The 18,913-nt window shown below is 58.5% G+C and carries 17 protein-coding genes and 1 riboswitch; of the genes, 8 read left to right on the top strand and 9 right to left on the bottom strand.

Annotation, left to right across the window (positions count from 1 at the left end; genetic code table 11):
• Both AS89_RS0110095 and AS89_RS0110100 read left to right on the top strand, forming a co-directional pair.
• Positions 1-1,139 (top strand): aldehyde dehydrogenase family protein (locus AS89_RS0110095; RefSeq protein ID WP_029249933.1); only part of this gene is annotated, 1,139 nt, incomplete at its 5' end.
• Positions 1,140-1,143: 4 nt separating this feature from the next.
• Positions 1,144-2,316, top strand: a complete 1,173-nt coding sequence (locus AS89_RS0110100) for an iron-containing alcohol dehydrogenase (RefSeq protein WP_010132465.1) — start codon at positions 1,144-1,146, stop codon at positions 2,314-2,316.
• Positions 2,317-2,325: 9 nt separating this feature from the next.
• Here the strand turns inward: AS89_RS0110100 and AS89_RS0110105 are convergent, their stop codons facing one another.
• The 4 genes from AS89_RS0110105 to AS89_RS0110120 are packed head-to-tail and all read right to left on the bottom strand — an operon-like array spanning position 2,326 to position 6,253.
• Positions 2,326-3,198 (bottom strand): choline kinase family protein, encoded by an 873-nt coding sequence (locus AS89_RS0110105; protein ID WP_010132466.1) that lies wholly within the window; start codon positions 3,196-3,198, stop codon positions 2,326-2,328.
• Positions 3,195-3,833, bottom strand: coding sequence for a nicotinamide riboside transporter PnuC (pnuC, locus tag AS89_RS0110110; RefSeq protein WP_010132467.1), 639 nt, complete (start codon positions 3,831-3,833; stop codon positions 3,195-3,197). The genes AS89_RS0110105 and pnuC overlap by 4 nt, the downstream gene beginning before the upstream one ends.
• 3 nt (positions 3,834-3,836) lie before the next feature.
• A complete protein-coding gene (locus AS89_RS0110115) occupies positions 3,837-4,097 on the bottom strand; it encodes a YkoF family thiamine/hydroxymethylpyrimidine-binding protein (protein WP_010132468.1) in 261 nt (86 codons plus the stop codon).
• Positions 4,098-4,111: 14 nt separating this feature from the next.
• Complete coding sequence (locus AS89_RS0110120; protein WP_010132470.1) at positions 4,112-6,253, bottom strand: TonB-dependent receptor; 2,142 nt, start codon at positions 6,251-6,253, stop codon at positions 4,112-4,114.
• A 51-nt stretch (positions 6,254-6,304) separates the two neighbouring features.
• Positions 6,305-6,420: riboswitch (TPP riboswitch) on the bottom strand.
• A gap of 163 nt (positions 6,421-6,583) precedes the next feature.
• On the opposite strand from AS89_RS0110120, the gene AS89_RS0110125 reads away from it, so the two are divergent.
• Positions 6,584-7,972: a glutamine synthetase family protein gene (locus tag AS89_RS0110125; RefSeq protein ID WP_010132471.1), complete on the top strand. Its 1,389-nt coding sequence runs from the start codon at positions 6,584-6,586 to the stop codon at positions 7,970-7,972.
• A 133-nt stretch (positions 7,973-8,105) separates the two neighbouring features.
• Here the strand turns inward: AS89_RS0110125 and AS89_RS0110130 are convergent, their stop codons facing one another.
• Complete coding sequence (locus AS89_RS0110130; RefSeq protein ID WP_010132472.1) at positions 8,106-9,374, bottom strand: 6-phosphofructokinase; 1,269 nt, start codon at positions 9,372-9,374, stop codon at positions 8,106-8,108.
• 341 nt (positions 9,375-9,715) lie between these two features.
• On the opposite strand from AS89_RS0110130, the gene mpl reads away from it, so the two are divergent.
• From mpl to AS89_RS17315, 5 genes are all read left to right on the top strand, one after another.
• Positions 9,716-11,113, top strand: a complete 1,398-nt coding sequence (gene mpl, locus AS89_RS17310; RefSeq protein WP_033230288.1) for a UDP-N-acetylmuramate:L-alanyl-gamma-D-glutamyl-meso-diaminopimelate ligase — start codon at positions 9,716-9,718, stop codon at positions 11,111-11,113.
• Positions 11,114-11,142: 29 nt separating this feature from the next.
• Positions 11,143-11,763: a flavin prenyltransferase UbiX gene (locus tag AS89_RS0110140; RefSeq protein WP_010132474.1), complete on the top strand. Its 621-nt coding sequence runs from the start codon at positions 11,143-11,145 to the stop codon at positions 11,761-11,763.
• Positions 11,764-11,788: 25 nt separating this feature from the next.
• Positions 11,789-12,061, top strand: a complete 273-nt coding sequence (locus AS89_RS0110145) for a SelT/SelW/SelH family protein (RefSeq protein WP_010132475.1) — start codon at positions 11,789-11,791, stop codon at positions 12,059-12,061.
• A gap of 65 nt (positions 12,062-12,126) precedes the next feature.
• Entirely contained in the window at positions 12,127-14,787 is a 2,661-nt protein-coding gene (locus tag AS89_RS0110150; RefSeq protein ID WP_010132476.1) for an efflux RND transporter permease subunit, read from the top strand.
• Positions 14,788-14,941: 154 nt separating this feature from the next.
• Positions 14,942-15,544 carry a lipase family alpha/beta hydrolase gene (locus AS89_RS17315; RefSeq protein WP_033230305.1) on the top strand — a complete coding sequence of 201 codons (603 nt, stop codon included), beginning with the start codon at positions 14,942-14,944 and terminating at the stop codon, positions 15,542-15,544.
• Between the two features lie 65 nt (positions 15,545-15,609).
• Here the strand turns inward: AS89_RS17315 and yjgA are convergent, their stop codons facing one another.
• From yjgA to rapZ, 4 genes are all read right to left on the bottom strand, one after another.
• The gene (yjgA, locus tag AS89_RS0110160; protein ID WP_010132479.1) at positions 15,610-16,140 is read right to left on the bottom strand and encodes a ribosome biogenesis factor YjgA; all 531 of its coding nucleotides are present in this window, start codon (positions 16,138-16,140) and stop codon (positions 15,610-15,612) included.
• Positions 16,141-16,182: 42 nt separating this feature from the next.
• Entirely contained in the window at positions 16,183-17,553 is a 1,371-nt protein-coding gene (gene mgtE, locus AS89_RS0110165; RefSeq protein ID WP_010132480.1) for a magnesium transporter, read from the bottom strand.
• A 73-nt stretch (positions 17,554-17,626) separates the two neighbouring features.
• A complete protein-coding gene (locus AS89_RS0110170; RefSeq protein ID WP_010132481.1) occupies positions 17,627-17,896 on the bottom strand; it encodes an HPr family phosphocarrier protein in 270 nt (89 codons plus the stop codon).
• A gap of 69 nt (positions 17,897-17,965) precedes the next feature.
• Complete coding sequence (gene rapZ, locus AS89_RS0110175; RefSeq protein ID WP_010132482.1) at positions 17,966-18,835, bottom strand: RNase adapter RapZ; 870 nt, start codon at positions 18,833-18,835, stop codon at positions 17,966-17,968.
• Between the last annotated feature and the right edge of the window lie 78 nt (positions 18,836-18,913).

Below are 18,913 nucleotides of genomic sequence, written 5' to 3' on the forward strand. Positions count from 1 at the left end.
TGGTGGAGCGCGCGCTCTACATGGCGGATCTCGCCGAGTCTGACGGGAGTCCGCTGCAGGATATCCCGCTGCCGGAAAAAAACGGCTACATGCGGTTTATTCGTCGCGAGCCGTTGGGCACAAGCCTGGTGATCGCGCCCTGGAATTACCCCTATCTCACCGCCATCAATGCGGTGGTGCCAGCGCTACTTGCGGGCAACAGTGTGATCCTCAAGCACTCCGCGCAGACGCCACTCTGTAGTGAGCGGCTGGTTGAGGCATTTACCGCGGCGGGACTGCCCGGCGGCGTGTTTCAATATCTTCATCTCGGCCACCGGGATGCGGAGCAGATCATTATTCGCGGCAGCGTGCAGCATGTGGCCTTTACCGGTTCGGTGGCGGGCGGTGCGGCGGTAGAGAGCGCGGCCGCCGGGCGCTTTCTTTCTGTGGGGCTGGAACTTGGTGGCAAGGATCCCGCATACGTGCGTGCGGATGCCGACCTCGAGTATGCGGTGGACTCTGTTGTGGATGGAGCCTTTTTTAATTCAGGGCAATCCTGTTGCGGGATTGAACGGGCATATGTCCATCACTCTGTGTATGACGAATTCGTGGCGCGCGCGGTGCAGAAAATCAATGCCTATCGCCTGGGCCGCTCAGACGAGCCGGAAACCACATTGGGGCCAATGGTGCGAGCTAGCGCTGCGGATTTCGTACGCGATCAAATTGATGAAGCTGTGACACAAGGCGCTCATGCGCATATCGACGAAGGGGATTTTGCACTGGACTGCCGCGGCAGTGCCTATATGGCACCGCAGCTATTGACTAATGTGGACCACGATATGCGGGTGATGAGCGAGGAGTCTTTTGGACCGGTTCTGGGGGTGGTGCCGGTGCGTGACGACGACGAAGCGCTGGCATTGATGAACGACAGTGAATATGGACTGACCGCGGCGATCTACTCCGCCGACGAGCAGGTTGCCTTGCGCCTGGGTGACCGACTGCGCACCGGCACAGTGTTTTTAAATCGATGTGATTACCTGGACCCGGCACTGGCGTGGACCGGGGTAAAGAACTCCGGTCGCGGGTGCACCCTGTCCGGCATCGGCTTCGAGCACCTCACACGGCCGAAGTCCTTCAATTTCAAACTGTCAGGCGGATAGTGAGATGTCTGATTCGGACTTTTTCTCCAACTGGAATTATCCCACCGCGATGCGGGTGGGTGCCGGGCGCATCACTGAGTTGCCGCAGATGTGTCGCGAACTGGGCATGGCGACACCGCTGCTGGTAACCGACCCGGGCCTGGCGGCGCTGCCCATGGTGCAAGCGATCGTAGAACAGTGTCTGGTGGATGGGATACCTCTGGCGGTATTCAGTGAGATCAAAGGTAATCCCACCGGAGAAAATGTCCAGGATGGTGTGGGCGCATTCAAGGCGCACGGATGCGATGGCGTGATTGCGTTTGGCGGCGGGTCCGCACTGGATGCCGGCAAGGCGATTGCATTAATGGTTGGGCAGACCCACCCGATCTGGACGTTCGAGGATGTAGGCGATAACTACCTTAAGGTGAATACCCGGGGTATGGCGCCGGTCATCGCGGTGCCCACCACGGCTGGCACGGGCTCGGAAGTGGGGCGCTCATCGGTTATCACCGACCAGGATGCCAAGCGAAAGAAAGTCATTTTCCATCCGCGCATGCTGCCACAAATCGTGTTGCTGGATCCCGAGCTCACGCTCGGGCTGCCAGCACCGATCACTGCGGCGACCGGAATGGATGCCCTGTCTCACAACCTGGAAGCCTTCTGCTCTAGTAGTTTTCACCCCATGGCAGAGGGTATTGCGCTTGAAGCGATGCGCCTCATCCATATTTACCTGCCCCGTGCAGTCGCCAACGGCAATGACCTCGAGGCGCGTATGCACATGCTCGCGGCATCGAGTATGGGAGCGACCGCATTCCAGCGTGGGCTGGGTGCCATGCACGCGCTGGCGCATCCTCTGGGTGCCGTGTATGACAAGCATCACGGATTGCTGAACGCGATTCTCATGCCCTATGTACTGGTGGCCAACCGATCCGCGATCGAAGAGCCGATGCGTCGGCTGTCGAGTTATCTCGGCCTGTCCGAAACAGGATTTGACGGCGTTCTGGACTGGGTGCTGCTGCTCCGCCGCGAGTTCGGTATCCCTCATACCTGGGCGGAAATTGGCATTGGTGAAGACGCTGCCAATGAGATTGCCGCAATGGCGATTGCCGACCCATCGGCGCTGGGCAACCCGCTGCCGCTGTCGGCGGCGGATTATCGCGGTATTTTCCTGAATGCCTGCCGCGGCAAGCTTGGCTGATCGCCGGGGCTAATCGATATCCGTCAGGAGATCGTGAATTTGCTGTTGCAATGCGGCGGCCGTGATGGGTGGGACCGAAGCCTGTTCCCGCTGCACGGCGTACCAGAGTATCGACAGGTAGCGGTAGACTTTCTGCCACATATCCAGCTTTTGTAGTTCGCTTGCCCCTGCGGGCCGCTGCAGGTACTCGGTGAGTAATGTTTGCCGCTGCTGGTGACTCAGCTTGAATCCCTCAACCACTGTTGCCAGATCAAAATAGGGTTCCCCTGTGGCTGCATACTCCCAGTCAATGGCACGCAGCTCGCCAGAGTTATCCACAATCAGGTTGTCTGGGAGAAGATCGTTGTGGCACAGGCAGTGTGCACCTTGTGCGGAGTCGAGGCGCTCTAGCTGGGGCGTTATCTTTGCGCGCAGCTCCAGTAGCGTTTGCCAAATGGGCGTGTGGGTATGCTCCAGGTTGACTGACTGCCAGTAGTGGTCAGCCTTGTGGGCGTAGTGCAGTTGTGCAGAAATTGGCGCCAGCTGGTGTAGCTGGCGCAGCATATGGGACATGCGGGCGAGGGCATCGGTCTGATCCAGTTGCAGTGGCACACCCTGGATAAAGCGGGTCAGCAGGTAGCGGTGACCCGGATCGATATACACAAGTGGGGCGCAGAGCTTTTTGCTACTCGCCTGGCGTAACGCTTCAGCTTCGGCGGCTCGGTTGAGGTCCAGCGCCAGGGAATTGGGTGCGTTGATACGCAGCACCAGTTTTTCATCGCCTGCGTCAATCAGAAAGCTGCGGTTGGTCAGCCCGCCGTGCAGCGGACCGATCAACTTTGCCGGCGTGTCGCTCCATCGTTGCCAGTCATCGGCAATAAGACGTTCGACAGACAGGGTCATGCGGTTGCCAATTGCTCCTGGCTACTGTTCTGCCGCTGATACAGCGTGTACCACTGGAAAAAGCCGATAATTACCAGAATCACGTAAAGTACGAACAGCAGCGCGGTGAGGTACATCTCGCGATCGATGTACAGATAGATCGCCGCACCGTCGATCACGATCCAGTAGAGCCAGTTTTCCAGCACCTTGCGGGTGACCATGTAAGTGGTGACCACGGCACCCCAGGTGGTAAAGGAATCAAGATAGGGCAGTGCCGCACTGGTGTAGTTATCCAGTACGTAGCCAAACACCAGAGTAAGTACGCCAACCCCGGCGAGCGCTGAGATGTGCATGGTGGCGGACCAGCGATGGATATGCAGCCGCTCTCCATCTTGCCGGCGCCGGCGCCATTGCCACCAGCCGTACAACGCCATGGCGAGATAAAAGATCTGCAGCGCAGACTCCATCAACAGGCTGACATCCCAGAACAGGAACAGGTAGATAGCCGTGCTGGCAAACGCCGCATACCAGCACAGGATGTTTTCCCGCATGGCCAGCAGTAAGTAGGTCAGCGCCAGCAGCACTGCCGCCACTTCCCATAGGGACATGGCGGCGTAGGCACTGGCGATGGCTTCGCGAATCTCCGGTGAGAACATGGGTCAGAGCCCGCTATTGGGGTTGAGGTCGCCGTCGATAAATTTGCACACGAAGATCGCGCGACCGAACTGCTCCCAGGACTTGCGCATTTCCGCTTTCAGAATATCCATGACCACGTCGTAATCACCAAATACCTGGGTACTCATGGTATTGGAGATTACCTGCAGTTGCGGGTGTTCATTCAGGCGCTGGATAAAATCCTTGATGGCCGGAATGTATTCATCTTTCAGCGGGTACATGCTGATTTCTACGGAGAGTTGCATAGCGAGGCTCCCATTTAGAAGGTGTAACTGCCAGAGATGCCGGCAGTGCGCGGTTCACCCAGCTGATAGTAAGCTTCCGGAGCATAGCCATTCGCCGGGTTATTGCCGAACTGATTGCTGAAGTAGAAACCGCGGGTGTAAATCACTTCATCGGTCAGGTTTCTGCCCCACAAGGATAGATCCCAGTTGTCTTCGCGGTAGGTTAGGCGCGCATTGACCAGTTCGTAGGCGGTGGACTTTTCGTTGTGGCTATTGGAGAAGTAAAAGTCGTCTTTACCTTCCAGCTCCACGCGCGCGCTCAGGTTGTCGGTCAGCGTGTACTCCGCCCCGGTGAACAACTGGTAGTTGGGCGCGTGGGCCAGATCGCGGCCACCGAGGTCGACCAGAGTGGTTTCGCCGGTATAGTCATCGCGGGCATCGACATGGGTGCTGCTGATGAAATCTTCAAATTCCGCATTTAGCCAGCCGAAGGTAGCGAACAGTTGCAGGGCATCGCTGGCCCGGAAATTCACCTCTGCTTCAACACCGACACTGTGACCACTGGCGGCATTCGCCAGGTAGTCATCGAAGGAGAAATCTTGCGGGTTGAAAATGGACTGTTTGGCCTGGACGTCACTGCGATCCTGGTAGAAAGTTGCAACCTGGGCCTGCAGGCGGCTTTCCAACCAGTCGCCCTTTATCCCGAGTTCGTAGTTCAGCATGCTCTCGGTATCGAACAGGAAGGTATCGCTGCCAATGGCGGGATTGCTCGCGGAAGCGGAAATGATTCGGCCGTTGACGCCACCAGCTTTGTAGCCGCGGGAAAGGGTCGCGTAAACCATAGCTTCGTCGGAGGCGTTGAACTGCAGGGTGATATTGCCGCCCCACAGGTCCTCACTGGCGTCACTGACCACCGCAAGAGAATCGTTGTAATCTGCACGGCGCTGCTCGAAACGCAGTCCGGTAATCAACTCAAGGCGCGCACTCAGGGCGGTGTTGAGCTGCCCATAAAGCGCCGCATTGTCGGTATCGAACTGGCTTGTAAAGCTGGTGTTGCGCTGCAGCGCTTCTTCTTCGGTTCGCAGATAGACTCCGGCCACCCAGCCGGTGCTGTCGTTAAACAGGCGGCTCGCCTCGGTGGAAACCAGGCGGATATCCGCGCTCAGGTTGTCGCGATCGCGCAGGTAGTTATCGGTAGAGCTGTATTCCCAGGGGTGGAAGCCCACGAAGGACCAGTCTTCGTCGTAACCGTATTCGGTATCGGAGTTGGCCGCGCTCAGCACCGAGTGGACGGTGAACTGGTCATTGCCGCCCCACTGCAGGTTCACCGCGCCCGCGAGGGTTTCCTGGCGGTCGTGGCCAGGTTGGTCGGACTGGGTGGTGCGGGAATTGTCGAAGCTGAATGCGTCATAACCGTTGTCTGCATCCAGATAAAACAGGGTGAAGTCCAGTTGCAGATTATCGCTGGCTTTAAACTGCAGCTTGCCGCGGGCAACCGTCTCGTCGATATTGTTTGTGTCGGCGCGGTCCAGATAGCGGTTGTCCACATAGCCGTCGGACTGCTGGTTCTGTACTGCAAAGCGGTAGCTCAGTTGCTCGGACAGTGGGCCACTGGTTACCGCAGACAGCGTGTGGGAGCCGTAGTGGGCGGCTTCGGCGGATACCTTGGCGAAGTATTCTTCGCTGGGTGCATTGCTGGTCATGCTCACCAGGCCGGCCAGTGCATTGGCCCCGTAAACGGTACCCTGCGGGCCGCGCAGGATTTCCACCTGCTGCATGTCCAGCGTGCTGGCGGCGAGGCCGAGGCCGGTAAAGTCGATGCCATCCACGATCAGGCCCACCGACGGATTCACCGGGTCGATAAACTGGCTGCGCTCGCCAATACCGCGAATCTGCACGAACCGACCACGGGAGGCGCCGCTTGAGAAGTTCACATTGGGCGCCAGGTTCAGCAGTTGCTCAAGGTTGGTGGCACCGCGGGTGTCGATGGCGGCTGCATCCAACACACTGACACTGGTGGGGGTGTCGAGCTGGCTGGCTTCACGCAGCTGGCTGGTCACCGTGACTTCCTCGATGGCGTTGTCTGCAGACACCGCAGCGCTGGCGAATGCCATAGCGGCGGCAATAGCCTGGGCGACCGGTTTGATATTGGGCTGGATGCGAACGTTGGAATTCATGGCTCTCTCTGACTGATCGATGAGAGACCCGGTGTGCGACGTGAAGAGGGGAGTTTGTGGACTACCTATTCCTACGCCGGTATTAGCCGGATCAGGTTCAAGGGTTTGCGGTTCAAGTCAATGCGACTTGACGACATCTCAGGCTTTCGCCACCCCTTAGGTTTGCGCACGCGATGCTATCAGATATGGCGTGGCACAGGAACACGGCTAGCGGGCAAACCGGCCGGTTTATCCACAAGGTTTTTTTTGCCTGCATAGATTTGCAAACAAAGTGTTTCCATTACACTGCGCACTCCTTTTCAATCTCTTGGCTAGTCCTCTGGAGCCCGTATGAGTCAGCCCGACTCCAATTCCTGGCTGAATGCCCTGCCCGAAGCCTTCCTTGCCTATTTGAATGGCCGCCGCCTGGATGAGGTGGAATGCATTGTTCCTGACCTGCACGGTATGTCGCGCGGCAAAGCGATGCCTCTGCTCAAGTTCTCCCCGGACGCACCAATTTTTCTGCCGATTTCCATCTTTTACCAGACGATTACCGGTCAGGATGTGGAGATGGATATTCAGGACCAGTGGGCAGAAAGTGACATGGCGTTGGTGCCGGATATGTCCACCGCGATGGCGGTGCCCTGGGCAAAGACGCCGGCCTTGCAGATTATTCACGACCTGCAGGACCTCGATGGCAACCCGATTCCCTGTGCCCCGCGCAATGTGTTGAAACGGGTCATTGGTATGTTCCGGGAAAAGGGCTGGCAGCCGGTTGTGGCGCCAGAACTCGAGTTCTACCTGACACGCCCTAATATCGATCCCAACGAGCCCATCCAGCCGCCGGTTGGCCGTAACGGGCGCTCTGGTACCTCGTTGCAGTCATACTCCATGACGGCGATCGATGAGTATGGTCCGGTCATCGATACCATTTATGAGTTTGCCGAGGCCGCCGGCCTGGATATCGATTCGGTGATTCAGGAAGATGGTGCGGGGCAGGTGGAGTTCAATATGCCCCATGGCGACCCGCTGCTGCTGGCGGATCAGGTGTTTTACTTCAAACGCATCATCCGTGAGGCCGCGTTGAAGCATGGTATGTTTGCGACCTTTATGGCGAAGCCGATGCGCGACCAGCCCGGTAGCGCCATGCACATTCACCAGAGTGTGGTGGATATCGAGAGTGGCAAGAATGTCTTTTCCAGTACAGATGGTAGCGCCTCGGATCTGTTTCGATATTTTATCGGTGGTACCCAAAAGCATCTGCGGGAGATCATGCCGTTCATTGCCCCCAACGTGAACTCCTACCGGCGTTTTGAGCTTGCCGATAACTCCAGTGCGCCGACCAATACCGGCTGGGGTTACGATAATCGGGCAACCGGTTTGCGCGTCCCCAATTCGGGCGCCCAGGATCGGCGCCTGGAAAACCGGGTAGTGGGTGTGGATGCCAATCCTTATTTAGCGATTGCTGCCAGCCTTGTCTGTGGTTATCTCGGCATGGTGAATGGTGTGGAGCCCAGTGCGCCGGCGGCATCCGAGTTGGATGAGGAGCAGGAAGCGAGTTTCTATATACCCGGTACTTTTGATGAGGCGCTGCGGATTTTCACCGATGCCAGTGAGGTGCGTCAGGCGCTGGGTGAAGATTTCTGTCAGCTGTATGCGGCAGTTAAGTTGCAGGAGATGCGTCTATTTCACCGCGAGATTTCTCCCTGGGAACGTCAGCATTTATTGCTAAACGTATAGCCTTTGCGGCTATCTTTCCTAGCGAACGCCCCTAATGAGCACGAACAAAAAAGCCCCCGATGGTTTTCCGTCGGGGGCTTTTTTTGTGCTTCAATGTCTGATAACCGGATGCTAACTGGTTAGCAACCGTTAATCAGACGTCGAAGCCGTCTGGCAGTTTCTTATCCACCAGTATTTTGTTCAGGCGCGCGTACTGGGGGATGCCATTCTTGTAGGGCGGGTAGTCCTCGCCCTGAATCAGCGGCTCCAGATAATCGCGGCCGGCCCGGGTAATGCCAAAGCCATCTTCGGCAATGAACTCCTTGGGCATGAACTTCTCGACATTTGCCACTTCCGACAGCGGTGCTTCGCCAATGCTCCAGCTATAGTCGGCCGCCGAGCTGCCATTGCGCTCAATGGTCGGCATGATGGCATTCTTGCCGGCAACAGCAGCTTCCACTGCCGCCTTGCCCACGGCGTAGGCCTGCTCGACGTCGGTGGCCGAGGCTATGTGTCGTGCTGCGCGCTGCAGGTAGTCTGCCAGTGCCCAGTGGTACTTGAGACCCAGCTCGTCTTTGACCATTTTGGCCAGCGTCGGCGCAACGCCGCCCAGCTGCTTGTGGCCGAAGGCATCAACACTGCCAGCATCCGCGAGGAAGGTGCCATCTGCGTATTGGGCACCCTCGGAGGCGACGATCACGCAGTAGCCGTTGTCGGCAACGGTCTGCTGTACCTTGGCGAGAAACTTTTCTTTATCGAAGGCCACTTCCGGCAGCAGGATGATGTGCGGCGCATCGCCTTGCTGTTCCTGGGCCAGGGCGCCGGCGGCGGCAATCCAGCCAGCGTGACGGCCCATCACTTCGAGGATAAATACCTTGGTGGATGTGGCACACATGGAGGCGACGTCCAGCGCGGCTTCTTTTGTGGACACGGCGACATACTTGGCCACCGAGCCAAAACCGGGGCAGTTGTCGGTAAGCGGCAGATCGTTGTCCACGGTTTTCGGGATGTGGATAGCCTGGATGGGATACCCCATCTTCTCCGACAGCTGGGAAATCTTGAGGCAGGTATCGGCGGAGTCGCCACCGCCGTTATAGAAGAAATAGCCGATGTCGTGGGCTTTGAACACTTCGATCAAGCGCTCGTATTCGGCGCGGTTTTGTTCGAGGCTTTTCAGCTTGTAGCGGCAGGAACCAAAAGCGCCGGAGGGCGTATGGCGCAGGGCGGCGATGGTCTCGGTGGACTCCTGGCTGACGTCGATCAACTCTTCTTTGAGGGCACCGACAATGCCGTTCAGGCCGGCGTAGACCTTGCCGATCTTGTCGCTGTGCTGGCGGGCGGTCTCGATAACCCCACAGGCTGAGGCGTTAATAACGGCGGTAACGCCGCCGGATTGCGCATAAAAAGCGTTCTTCTTGGACATGACTATCCTATGGCTGCAGTTTCTCGTCAAAGTACACGTCTGGGCGTGTTGGCGGCGGGCGACTTCTATTGGCAGCCTCGCGCGGCGCGAAGTCTAATGTATTCATATAGCAATTGCATGGTATTGCGGGCATTCGGCACATACTGCGGTAAAAGGCCATGATAAGCTTGGCCGATTGTCGAATCCGGCCATATTGCAGCGCGCTCTGCCGCTGAACTCCAAGCAAGCAAAATCCGCGCCGATCATGGCTGTCGATCACCCGTTCGCCCACGCGGCGACAATGGTTGTGTGAACCCTGGGTCCCGCGGCAACCCGTATTTTGAGAGAGCATTTCTACTGGCATGCATATTCATATCTTAGGCATCTGTGGAACTTTTATGGGCAGCCTGGCCCAGCTGGCGGTGGCCGAAGGGCACAAGGTTACCGGGTCCGACGCCAACGTTTACCCCCCGATGAGTACCCAGCTGGAGCGCGTAGGCATTGCCCTGACCGAGGGCTACGACCCGGCTCAGCTCGAACCGACCCCGGATTTGGTGATTATTGGCAATGCGCTGTCGCGGGGTAACCCGGCGGTCGAGGCGGTACTGGAGAAAGGCCTGCCCTATACCTCCGGTGCCCAGTGGCTGTGCGATCATTTCCTGGGCGGGCGTTGGGTGCTGGCGGTTTCCGGGACCCACGGTAAGACCACCACCGCGAGTATGCTTGCCTGGGTGCTGGAGTACGCGGGTATGGACCCGGGCTTCTTAATTGGAGGCGTGCCCAGTAACTTTGACGTGTCCGCACGTTTGGGTGGCACGCCGTTTTTTGTCGTAGAAGCCGATGAATACGACACGGCGTTTTTCGACAAGCGCTCCAAGTTTGTTCACTATCGCCCGCGCACCCTGATCATCAATAACCTCGAATTTGACCACGCAGACATTTTTGACGACCTGGCGGCGATCCAGAAGCAGTTCCATCACCTGGTGCGCACCGTACCGGCAAGTGGTCTGGTAGTTGCGGCTCAGGAAGACACCGTCACCCAGGTACTGGATCAGGGCTGCTGGAGCCAGGTTCAGCGCTTCGATGTGGAGCGCGAAGGCGGTGTGCGCCTGGGAGACTGGTGTGCGATCAATATTGCCGCCGATGGCAGCTGTTTTGATGTCCTGCTGGAGGGCAACACGGTCGCCACGGTGCAGTGGGATCAGACCGGCATGCACAGTGTCAAAAACGGCCTTGCGGTACTGGCCGCGGCGCGTCACGTGGGCGTGGAGCCTGCGGTAGCTGCCGAGGCGCTGGCGAAGTTTGCCGGGGTGAAACGCCGTATGGAATGCCTGGGGGATATCCAGGGGATTCGGGTGTACGACGATTTTGCCCATCACCCCACAGCCATCGAGACCACGCTCAACGGCCTGCGGGCCAAGGTCGGCGAGGAGCGCGTGATCGCGCTGATCGAACCGCGCTCAAATACCATGCGCCAGGGGCACCACAGGGATCAACTGGCGCGCGCCTGTGCCGGGGCGGATCTGGTGCTCTGGTATCAGCCCGAGGGGATGAACTGGTCTCTGGATGAGGTGGTCCACCATTCCACCGTGCCGGCGAAGGTTCTCCACAGCATCGAGGCTGCGGTAGAATCCGTCCTCGAACTGACAAGTCCCGGCAGTCACGTGATTGTGATGAGCAACGGTGGCTTTGGCGGTGTACACCAGCGGCTTTTGCGTGCGCTTGAGCACAAGTATGGGCCGCAGACTACCAGCGGATAGCCTCGTCACGGGGCGTAACGGATACCCCATTGGCTGAGCCCACATTCCCCAAAACTGTCACCCTCGCAATTACCGGTGCGTCCGGCGCCCAGTATGGCCTGCGCCTGCTGCAGTGCCTGCTGGCCGCACGGGTACGTGTGTGGTTACTGATCTCAGATGCCGCGCGCATCGTAATCAATACCGAAACCGATATTTCGCTCCCAGAAGAGGAAGAGCGCACAGAATATTTTTTGAGCGATCTGTACAATGCGGAGCCAGGTCAGTTGACCCTGTTTAGCAAACGCGACTGGTTCTCGCCGGTGGCATCGGGTACGGGGGCAGCCTCCAGCCTGGTTATTTGCCCAGCCAGTGGTGGCACCCTGTCGGCGATTGCCTGCGGGGCCTCGAACAACCTGATTGAGCGGGCCGCCGATGTGGCTCTGAAGGAGCGTCGGCAACTGATTATTGTGCCGCGCGAGGCGCCGTATTCGGAGGTGCACTTGGAGAATATGCTCAAGCTGACCCGCATGGGCGCGGTGATATTGCCCGCGAGCCCGGGTTTTTATCAGCGGCCCCAGTCGGTGGAAGAACTGGTGGATTTTGTGGTGGCCCGGATTCTGAGTCAGCTACATATCGAACAGGACCTGCTGCCTCCCTGGGGCGACCAGTGAGTAGGGGCCAGTGAGCAGCCGAACTATGCAAAAGACGGTCACCATTCACTTTTGCGTACAGTGCAACTGGATGCTGCGGGCAACCTGGATGGCCCAGGAACTTCTGTACACCTTTTCTGAGGACCTGGATCAGGTGGCGCTGCAACCCGGCAGCGACGGTGTATTTGAGATTCACGTGGGTGAGCAATTGATCTGGGAGCGCAAGCGGGACGGGGGCTTTCCCGGGGCGAAAGAATTGAAACAGAAAGTACGCGATGTACTTTTTCCTGAACGCGACTTGGGCCACGTGGATAGGTGACCTTGAATATCGCGAGTGCGCCAGCATTTATGGCCCTCGCCGTCGATTAAAAAAGCGAATGAATTATGCTGTTGGGCTTAAAGACCTGGTATGAAAAATTGGTTCTCGGGCACCCGAAAACCGTACTTGCGCTGGTGGCACTGCTCACTATCGCCGCTGCCGCGGGTTTGCCGCGCTTCAAACTGGACGCTTCCGCGGACTCCCTGACCCTGGAGACCGACGACTCGCTGGATTTCTTCCGCGAGATCTCCGAGCGCTATAACTCCGGCGACTTTCTGGTTGTTACCTATCGCTTTAAGGACGGAGACCTGTTTAGCGATGAGTCCCTGGCAACCATGCGCCGCCTGCAAGATGAATTGACCATGGTGCAGGGCGTTACCACGGTACAGTCGATTCTCAATGTCCCTTTGCTATATAGCCCCAAGCTGCCGATCTCTGAGGTCTCCGATGGTATCCGCACCCTGTCTAGCCCGGGTGTCGATCGCGACCTGGTGCGCACGGAGTTTCTCGAGAGCCCCATTTACAAAGAGTTGATTTTGAGCCCCGATGGCGAGACTACCGCCATGATGCTCAATCTTGAACTCGACAAGGAAGGCTTGGACCTTGTGCGCGAGCGCGATGCGCTGCGCCGACTGCGCAACACGGAGGGCCTGAATCCGGAGCAGGCCACGCGTCTGGAAGAGGTTGCCGCAGAGTACCTGAAGCACCGTACCGCACAGGAAGCGCAAGCGCGCGAGCGGGTGCAGGAAGTGCGCGAAATTCTCACGCACTACGACGACCAGGCGGAACTGTTCCTCGGCGGCCTCACCATGATCACCTCGGATATGATCGCGTTTATTCAGAGCGACCTGATGGTATTCGGCGCAGGTATTCTGATTTTTATCGTGGTGACGCTGTTGCTCATTTTCCGTCAGCCGCGCTGGGTAATCCTGCCGCTGATTACCTGTGTCACCACCGCCGTGGTAATGCTCGGCCTGCTGTCCTGGCTGGATTGGCGGATGACGGTTATTTCCGCCAATTTTGTCGCCTTGCTGTTGATCATCACGCTGGCGATTACCATTCACCTGGCGGTGCGCTATCGGGAATATTTTTCCGAGCACCCGGAGTGGGACCGCTTCCAGCTGGCCTCCGCAACCGTCGCGTTTATGGCCAAGCCGTGCCTGTATACGGGCCTGACCACCATGGTTGCGTTTATCTCGCTGGTGGTGAGCGGTATTCGTCCGGTGATTGATTTTGGCTGGATGATGACCATCGGTGTAACCCTGGCATTAGTGCTGTCCTTCCTGATCATCCCCGCCAGTCTGATGCTGCTGAAAAAGCAGGACGGGGCATTGGGCAAAGACAATTCACACGCGTTTACCCAGGTGTTCTCCCGCTTCGCGGAGCATCACAAGGCGGTGGTACTGGGCGTTGCGGTACTGGCAGCGATCATCAGCGCCGTGGGCATTTCCCGCCTGAAAGTGGAAAACCGGTTTATCGATTACTTTGATGACTCGACGGAAATCCATCAGGGCATGCTGGTGATTGATCAGCGGCTCGGCGGCACCATTAACCTGGATATCGTGTTGAACAAACCCGAGGATTCCGCGCCTGCGTTTGCGGGGGAAGAGGATCCCTTTGGCAGCGACTTCGGTGGGGATGAGCTAGCCGGGGATGAATCTGCTGGGGAGGAATCGGCCGCTGAGGAAGCAGGCGGTGACCCGTTTGCCGCAGAAGACCCATTTGCCAGCGAGGATCCATTCGCCGCAGACGACCCGTTTGCCAGCGAGGGTGAGGCCACGGCGCCGGACGCCTACTGGTTTACCGTTGCCGGTTTAAACCAGATTGAACAGTTACACGATTTTCTCGAAGCGCAGCCCGAAATTGGCAAGGTGCAGTCACTTGCGACCCTGTATAAGGTGGCGCAGGACCTGAATGACGGCAGCCTGAATGATTTTGAGCTGGCAATCGCTCGCCAAACCCTGCCGGAAGAGATTAATCAGGTTCTGGTTAATCCCTACTGGTCACCGCAGGAGCAGCAAGCCCGGATCACCATGCGGGTGATGGAGACGGACCCCAACTTGCGTCGCGACGAGCTGATCCAGCGTATTTATACATTTGCCGAACAGGAAATGGGCCTGGCCCCGGAGAACGTGCGTCAGACCGGCATGCTGGTGCTTTACAACAACATGCTGCAGAGCCTGTTCAAATCGCAGATCCTCACCCTGGGTGCGGTATTTGCCGGGATTCTGTTGATGTTCCTGGTGCTCTTCCGCTCCCTGTCGCTGGCAGTCATTGCGCTGGTGCCGAATATGCTCGCGGCTTGTGTGGTGCTCGGGGGGATGGGGCTGGCGAATATCCCACTGGATATGATGACCATTACCATCGCGGCAATTACCGTGGGTATCGGTGTGGACCACGCAATCCACTACCTGTACCGCTTCCGCGAGGAATTTGCCAAAGACGGTGACTACGTGGCGACCATGCATCGGAGCCACGCCACTATCGGCCGGGCCATGTTCTATACCGCCATTACCATCATTGCCGGTTTCTCGATCTTGGCGCTGTCGAAGTTTGTGCCGTCGATCTACTTTGGCCTGCTGACCGCGCTGGCGATGTCTGCAGCGCTGCTGGGCTCCCTGACCCTGTTACCGCTGCTGCTGGTGCTGTTCAAGCCGCTGCCAAAACCCGCGGGAGATGCCGCGCCGGGAAAGCCGCTGCCGGTGGCTGAGGCGTGTGCCGGCTGACAGCGCTTGCCGGTCATCAGTTACCGCCGATAACTTGAATTTCGGGCCCGTGGATGCGAATCCACGGGCCCGAATTGTTTCTGCCCGCCGCACCCGCCTTCTAACCTTACGATATACACAGCGGTAACTTGGCTGACTAGTGGGTGGTGAGAAGGTGCGAAAAAGTCGCGTGGCGATACTGATTCCGGGCATCTTTGACCGGGGGAATTCGATGCTCAGGATGCAGCACGCCCTGAACCTGGCGGGATTCACCGCACACAATATAAAACTCAAGACCAACAGTGGCTGGCGCGGCATGGAACCCATGGCCCTGCAGCTGCGCGACCTGGTGGAGCAGGTTACCCGGCAGGGAGAAACCTGTGCGTTGGTGGGGTTCAGTATGGGGGGAATTGTCGCGCGCTATTATCTGCAGCGCCTCGGTGGTGCGGACCGGGTGCACAAGTTTATTTCCCTCTCCAGCCCGCATTTTGGCAGTGCCTGGGCCCACCTGCTGCCCTACAAGGGAGGGCGCCAGTTACGTATCGGCAGCGACTTCCTGGGTGACCTGAACCGCGATTCGGGACTGCTGGAGTGCACTGCTCCGGTCTCGATCTGGACGCCGTACGATACCACCATCGTGCCGTATACCAGCTCCCGCCTGCCGCTGGGGAAAACCTACCAGGTGCCGGTCAGCCTGCACCGCTGGGTGCCGCAGAACCCGCGGGTGATCGAAATCGTCGCGCAGGAGTTGACGACCGTGCTGGAGCGCCCCTACTGAGCGCGGGCGGTGTCGCCCACGCGGAATGTGGATAAGTACTGGCGTTGGATGCGTGCGATCGAGTGTCAGCTGTTCTGCATAAAGAAATCGCGCAGGTAACGAAACAGCTTGCGCTGATTGGTGGGCGCCTTCTTATTGGTGATTTCTTTATTCGATTCGCGAATCAGGGCGCGCAATTGTTGGTGGTCCACACCGGGGTAGGCGTCGAAGAAGGCGCTCTGTGCTTCCTTGCCCTGCTCCAAAAGGCGCTGGCGCCAGTCTTCCGCCATGCGGTCAAAGCGCAGGTGTTGGTGATCCTGCTCCTTGTGCTTTTCCAGTACCGCCCGAATGGCTTCTACGTCGGCATTGCGCATTAGCTTGCCAATAAACTGCAGCTGCCGGCGGCGTGCTTCGCGGGACTTGATGCGGTGCATGGTTTCGATGGCGTCGGTGAGCTCTGCATCCATCGGCACTTCCGCGAATTTGGCAGCGCTCAACTCGGTCAACTGCTTGCCCAATGCCTGAAGTTCATGCATCTCCTGTTTGACCTGGGTCTTGCTCTTCGGCAGGTCCTCGTCAAATTCGTCGTGGGCGTCAAAGTCGTCGGAATTGTGCATAAAACATCTCAAGAAATTTGGCGCTCCGTAGGGGGAGCGGCATCAGGCGAAATACAGGGTAGCGAGACCGAGGAAGGACATAAATCCTACCACATCGGTCACGGTGGTCAGTGCCACACCACCGGCCAGCGCCGGGTCGATGCGCATGGCGCGGAGTGTCACTGGCAAAATTGCGCCGGCGAGGGCCGCGGTAATCAGGTTGATAACCATGGCCGCAATGATAATCCAGGCAATGCGGTGATCCCCAAACCATAGCGCGGTGATGGCTCCGAGGACCGCGGACCACAAGATGGCGTTCAGCGCCCCGCTGGCTAACTCCCTAGACAATAGCCAGCGCAGGTTGCTTTTGCCTATTTGGCCGAGGGCCATACCGCGGATCACCACCGTCAGTGTCTGGCTGCCGGCGACACCCCCCATACTGGCGACAATGGGCATCAGTACTGCCAGCGCCACCACCTTGTCGATGGTGCCCTGGAACAGGTTGATGACCCAGGAGGCCAGCAGTGCCGTGAGCAGGTTGACCCCCAGCCAGATGGCGCGTCGCGGTGCGGTGCGGGCGACGGTGGCAAAGGTATCCTCTTCCTCGCCGAGACCGGCAAGGCTCATCAGTGAGTGGTCCGCATCTTCGCGGATTACATCCACCACGTCGTCGATGGTGATACGCCCGAGCAGGCGCTTATGTGCATCCACCACCGGTGCGGTCACCCAGTCGTATTTGGTGAATAGCCGCGCAACCTCATCGTCCGGCATATCCGCAGGGATGGGGTCCACATCGGTCAGCATGATTTCGCGGACGGTGACGGATGGGTCCGTGGTCAGCAGCTTGGTCAGCGGCAGCAGGCCGATAAAGCGGTCTTTGCGGGTTACCACAAACAGGTTATCCGTGGACTCGGGCAGCTGGTCGTGCCGGCGCAGGTAGCGCAAAACCACATCCAGGGTGAGGTTGGGGCGCACGGACACGATCTCGGTGTCCATCAGGCCGCCGGCCGTTTCCTCGTCGTAGGCGAGCACGCCCTCCACGCGCTTGCGGTCGCTCTCGCTCATCGCCGAGAGCACCTCTGACATCACCCTCTCCGGCAACTGCTGCAGGATGTCGGCCACATCGTCGGCGTCCAGACCCTCCATGATGGTTACCATTTTGTTGGTATCCATGGTGGAGAGAATCTGGCTTTGGACCTCGTCGGGGAGTTCCTGCAGGACTTCCCCCTCCACGTCCTGGTCGATGAGCTTCCACAGGACCTGGCGAATGTGTGGGGGCGAACTTTCCAGCAGCTGGGCAATACTCTGCGGCGACAGCGATGCCAGCATCTGCTGTACTTCCCGGCCGGTGCCGCTATCCAGCGCCGCATACAGCTCACCGAGCTGCTTTTGCGCGCGGAAGGTAAAGTCCGTATTGGTGGAGGGGTTAACCACGTTGTTTCCTGCGTATGGGGGCTACTGCGCGAGTGTCGGGTTTGGCGACGTGATTGGCGGTCAGGCCGTGCGCTTACTCGCCCTCACCAAAGCGGTTGTTGATTAGTGCGCAAATGGCTTCGTGGGCGGCGTCTTCGTCACGGCCGATCACTTCTAGTTCCAGCTCAATGCCCTTGCCTGCGGCCAGCAACATCAACGCCATCACACTCTTGCCGTCCACCGCCTTGCCCTGGCAATGCACCTTTACTTCGGAGGAAAAACGGGCACTGGTCTGGGCAAACTTGCTGGCGGCGCGGGCGTGCAGTCCGAGCTTGTTGATGATGGTAATCCGGCTTTTTTGCATGGGCGCTGTTCTTCTGGTTCTTGCTGCGGCGAGCGGGGCGTTTTACTGGGGGTCAGTCGCTTACTGGGGTCAGTTGCGGTTTTTCTGTTGTTCCCGGTGGCGGACCTGAATGTTCTCAAAGGTGTTGGAGAAGTGCTTGGCCAGGGCTTCCACCATGTACACGGAGCGGTGTCTGCCACCGGTGCAACCAATGGAGACGGAGGTATAGCTGCGGTTGCTCTGCTGGTACGAGGGCAGCCAGCGCTCGAGGTATGCGGTGATATCCCGCTGCATATCCGCGGTTTCCTGGTGCGAGCGTAAAAACTCGGCGACTTCCGGGTCTTTGCCGGTTTTTTCGCGCAATTCGGGCACCCAGTAGGGATTGGGCAGGCAGCGCAAGTCAAACACCAGGTCCGCGTCTACGGGCACCCCGTGCTTGAAGCCAAAGGACTGGAACAGCACGGCCATGCCCGGTGAGTCCTTGCCCACCACACGGGTCTTAATCTGGTCCCTGAGCTGGTGCAGGCTGAGGTTGCTGGTGTCGATCACCAGGTCGGCCATGGCGGCGAGGGGTGCGAGGATCTCTTTCTCGCGATTGAGCGCTTCCAGCAGGTGGGTGTGGCTGTCACTCAGGGGGTGCTTGCGACGGGTCTCACTGAAGCGCTGTACCAGCACCGGCGAGCGCGCGTCCAGATACACCACATCGCAGTCCACGCCATTGGCGCGCAGGTCGTCAATGATCTTGGGGGCTTGGGCCACATCTTGCCAGAGGGTGCGTGCATCGATACCCAGCGCCAGCTGGGTGTTTGCATCCGGCGGCTGCTGGCTTACGCGCCGCAACAGGTCCGGTACCAGGCTGGTGGGGAGGTTGTCGATGCAGTTGAAGCCGACATCTTCAAGCAGCTGTAAGGCTGAACTCTTTCCGGAACCGGAACGGCCGCTGATGATGACCAATCGCATTGCTATCGCGCTCCTTGCTGGTTGGCTGGCACCGGCTTTGCTGTGACCGGTGGTGAACCGTGCCAGTATAAAGCAGTC

Source organism: Microbulbifer agarilyticus S89 (assembly GCF_000220505.1).
Lineage (GTDB): Bacteria > Pseudomonadota > Gammaproteobacteria > Pseudomonadales > Cellvibrionaceae > Microbulbifer > Microbulbifer agarilyticus_B.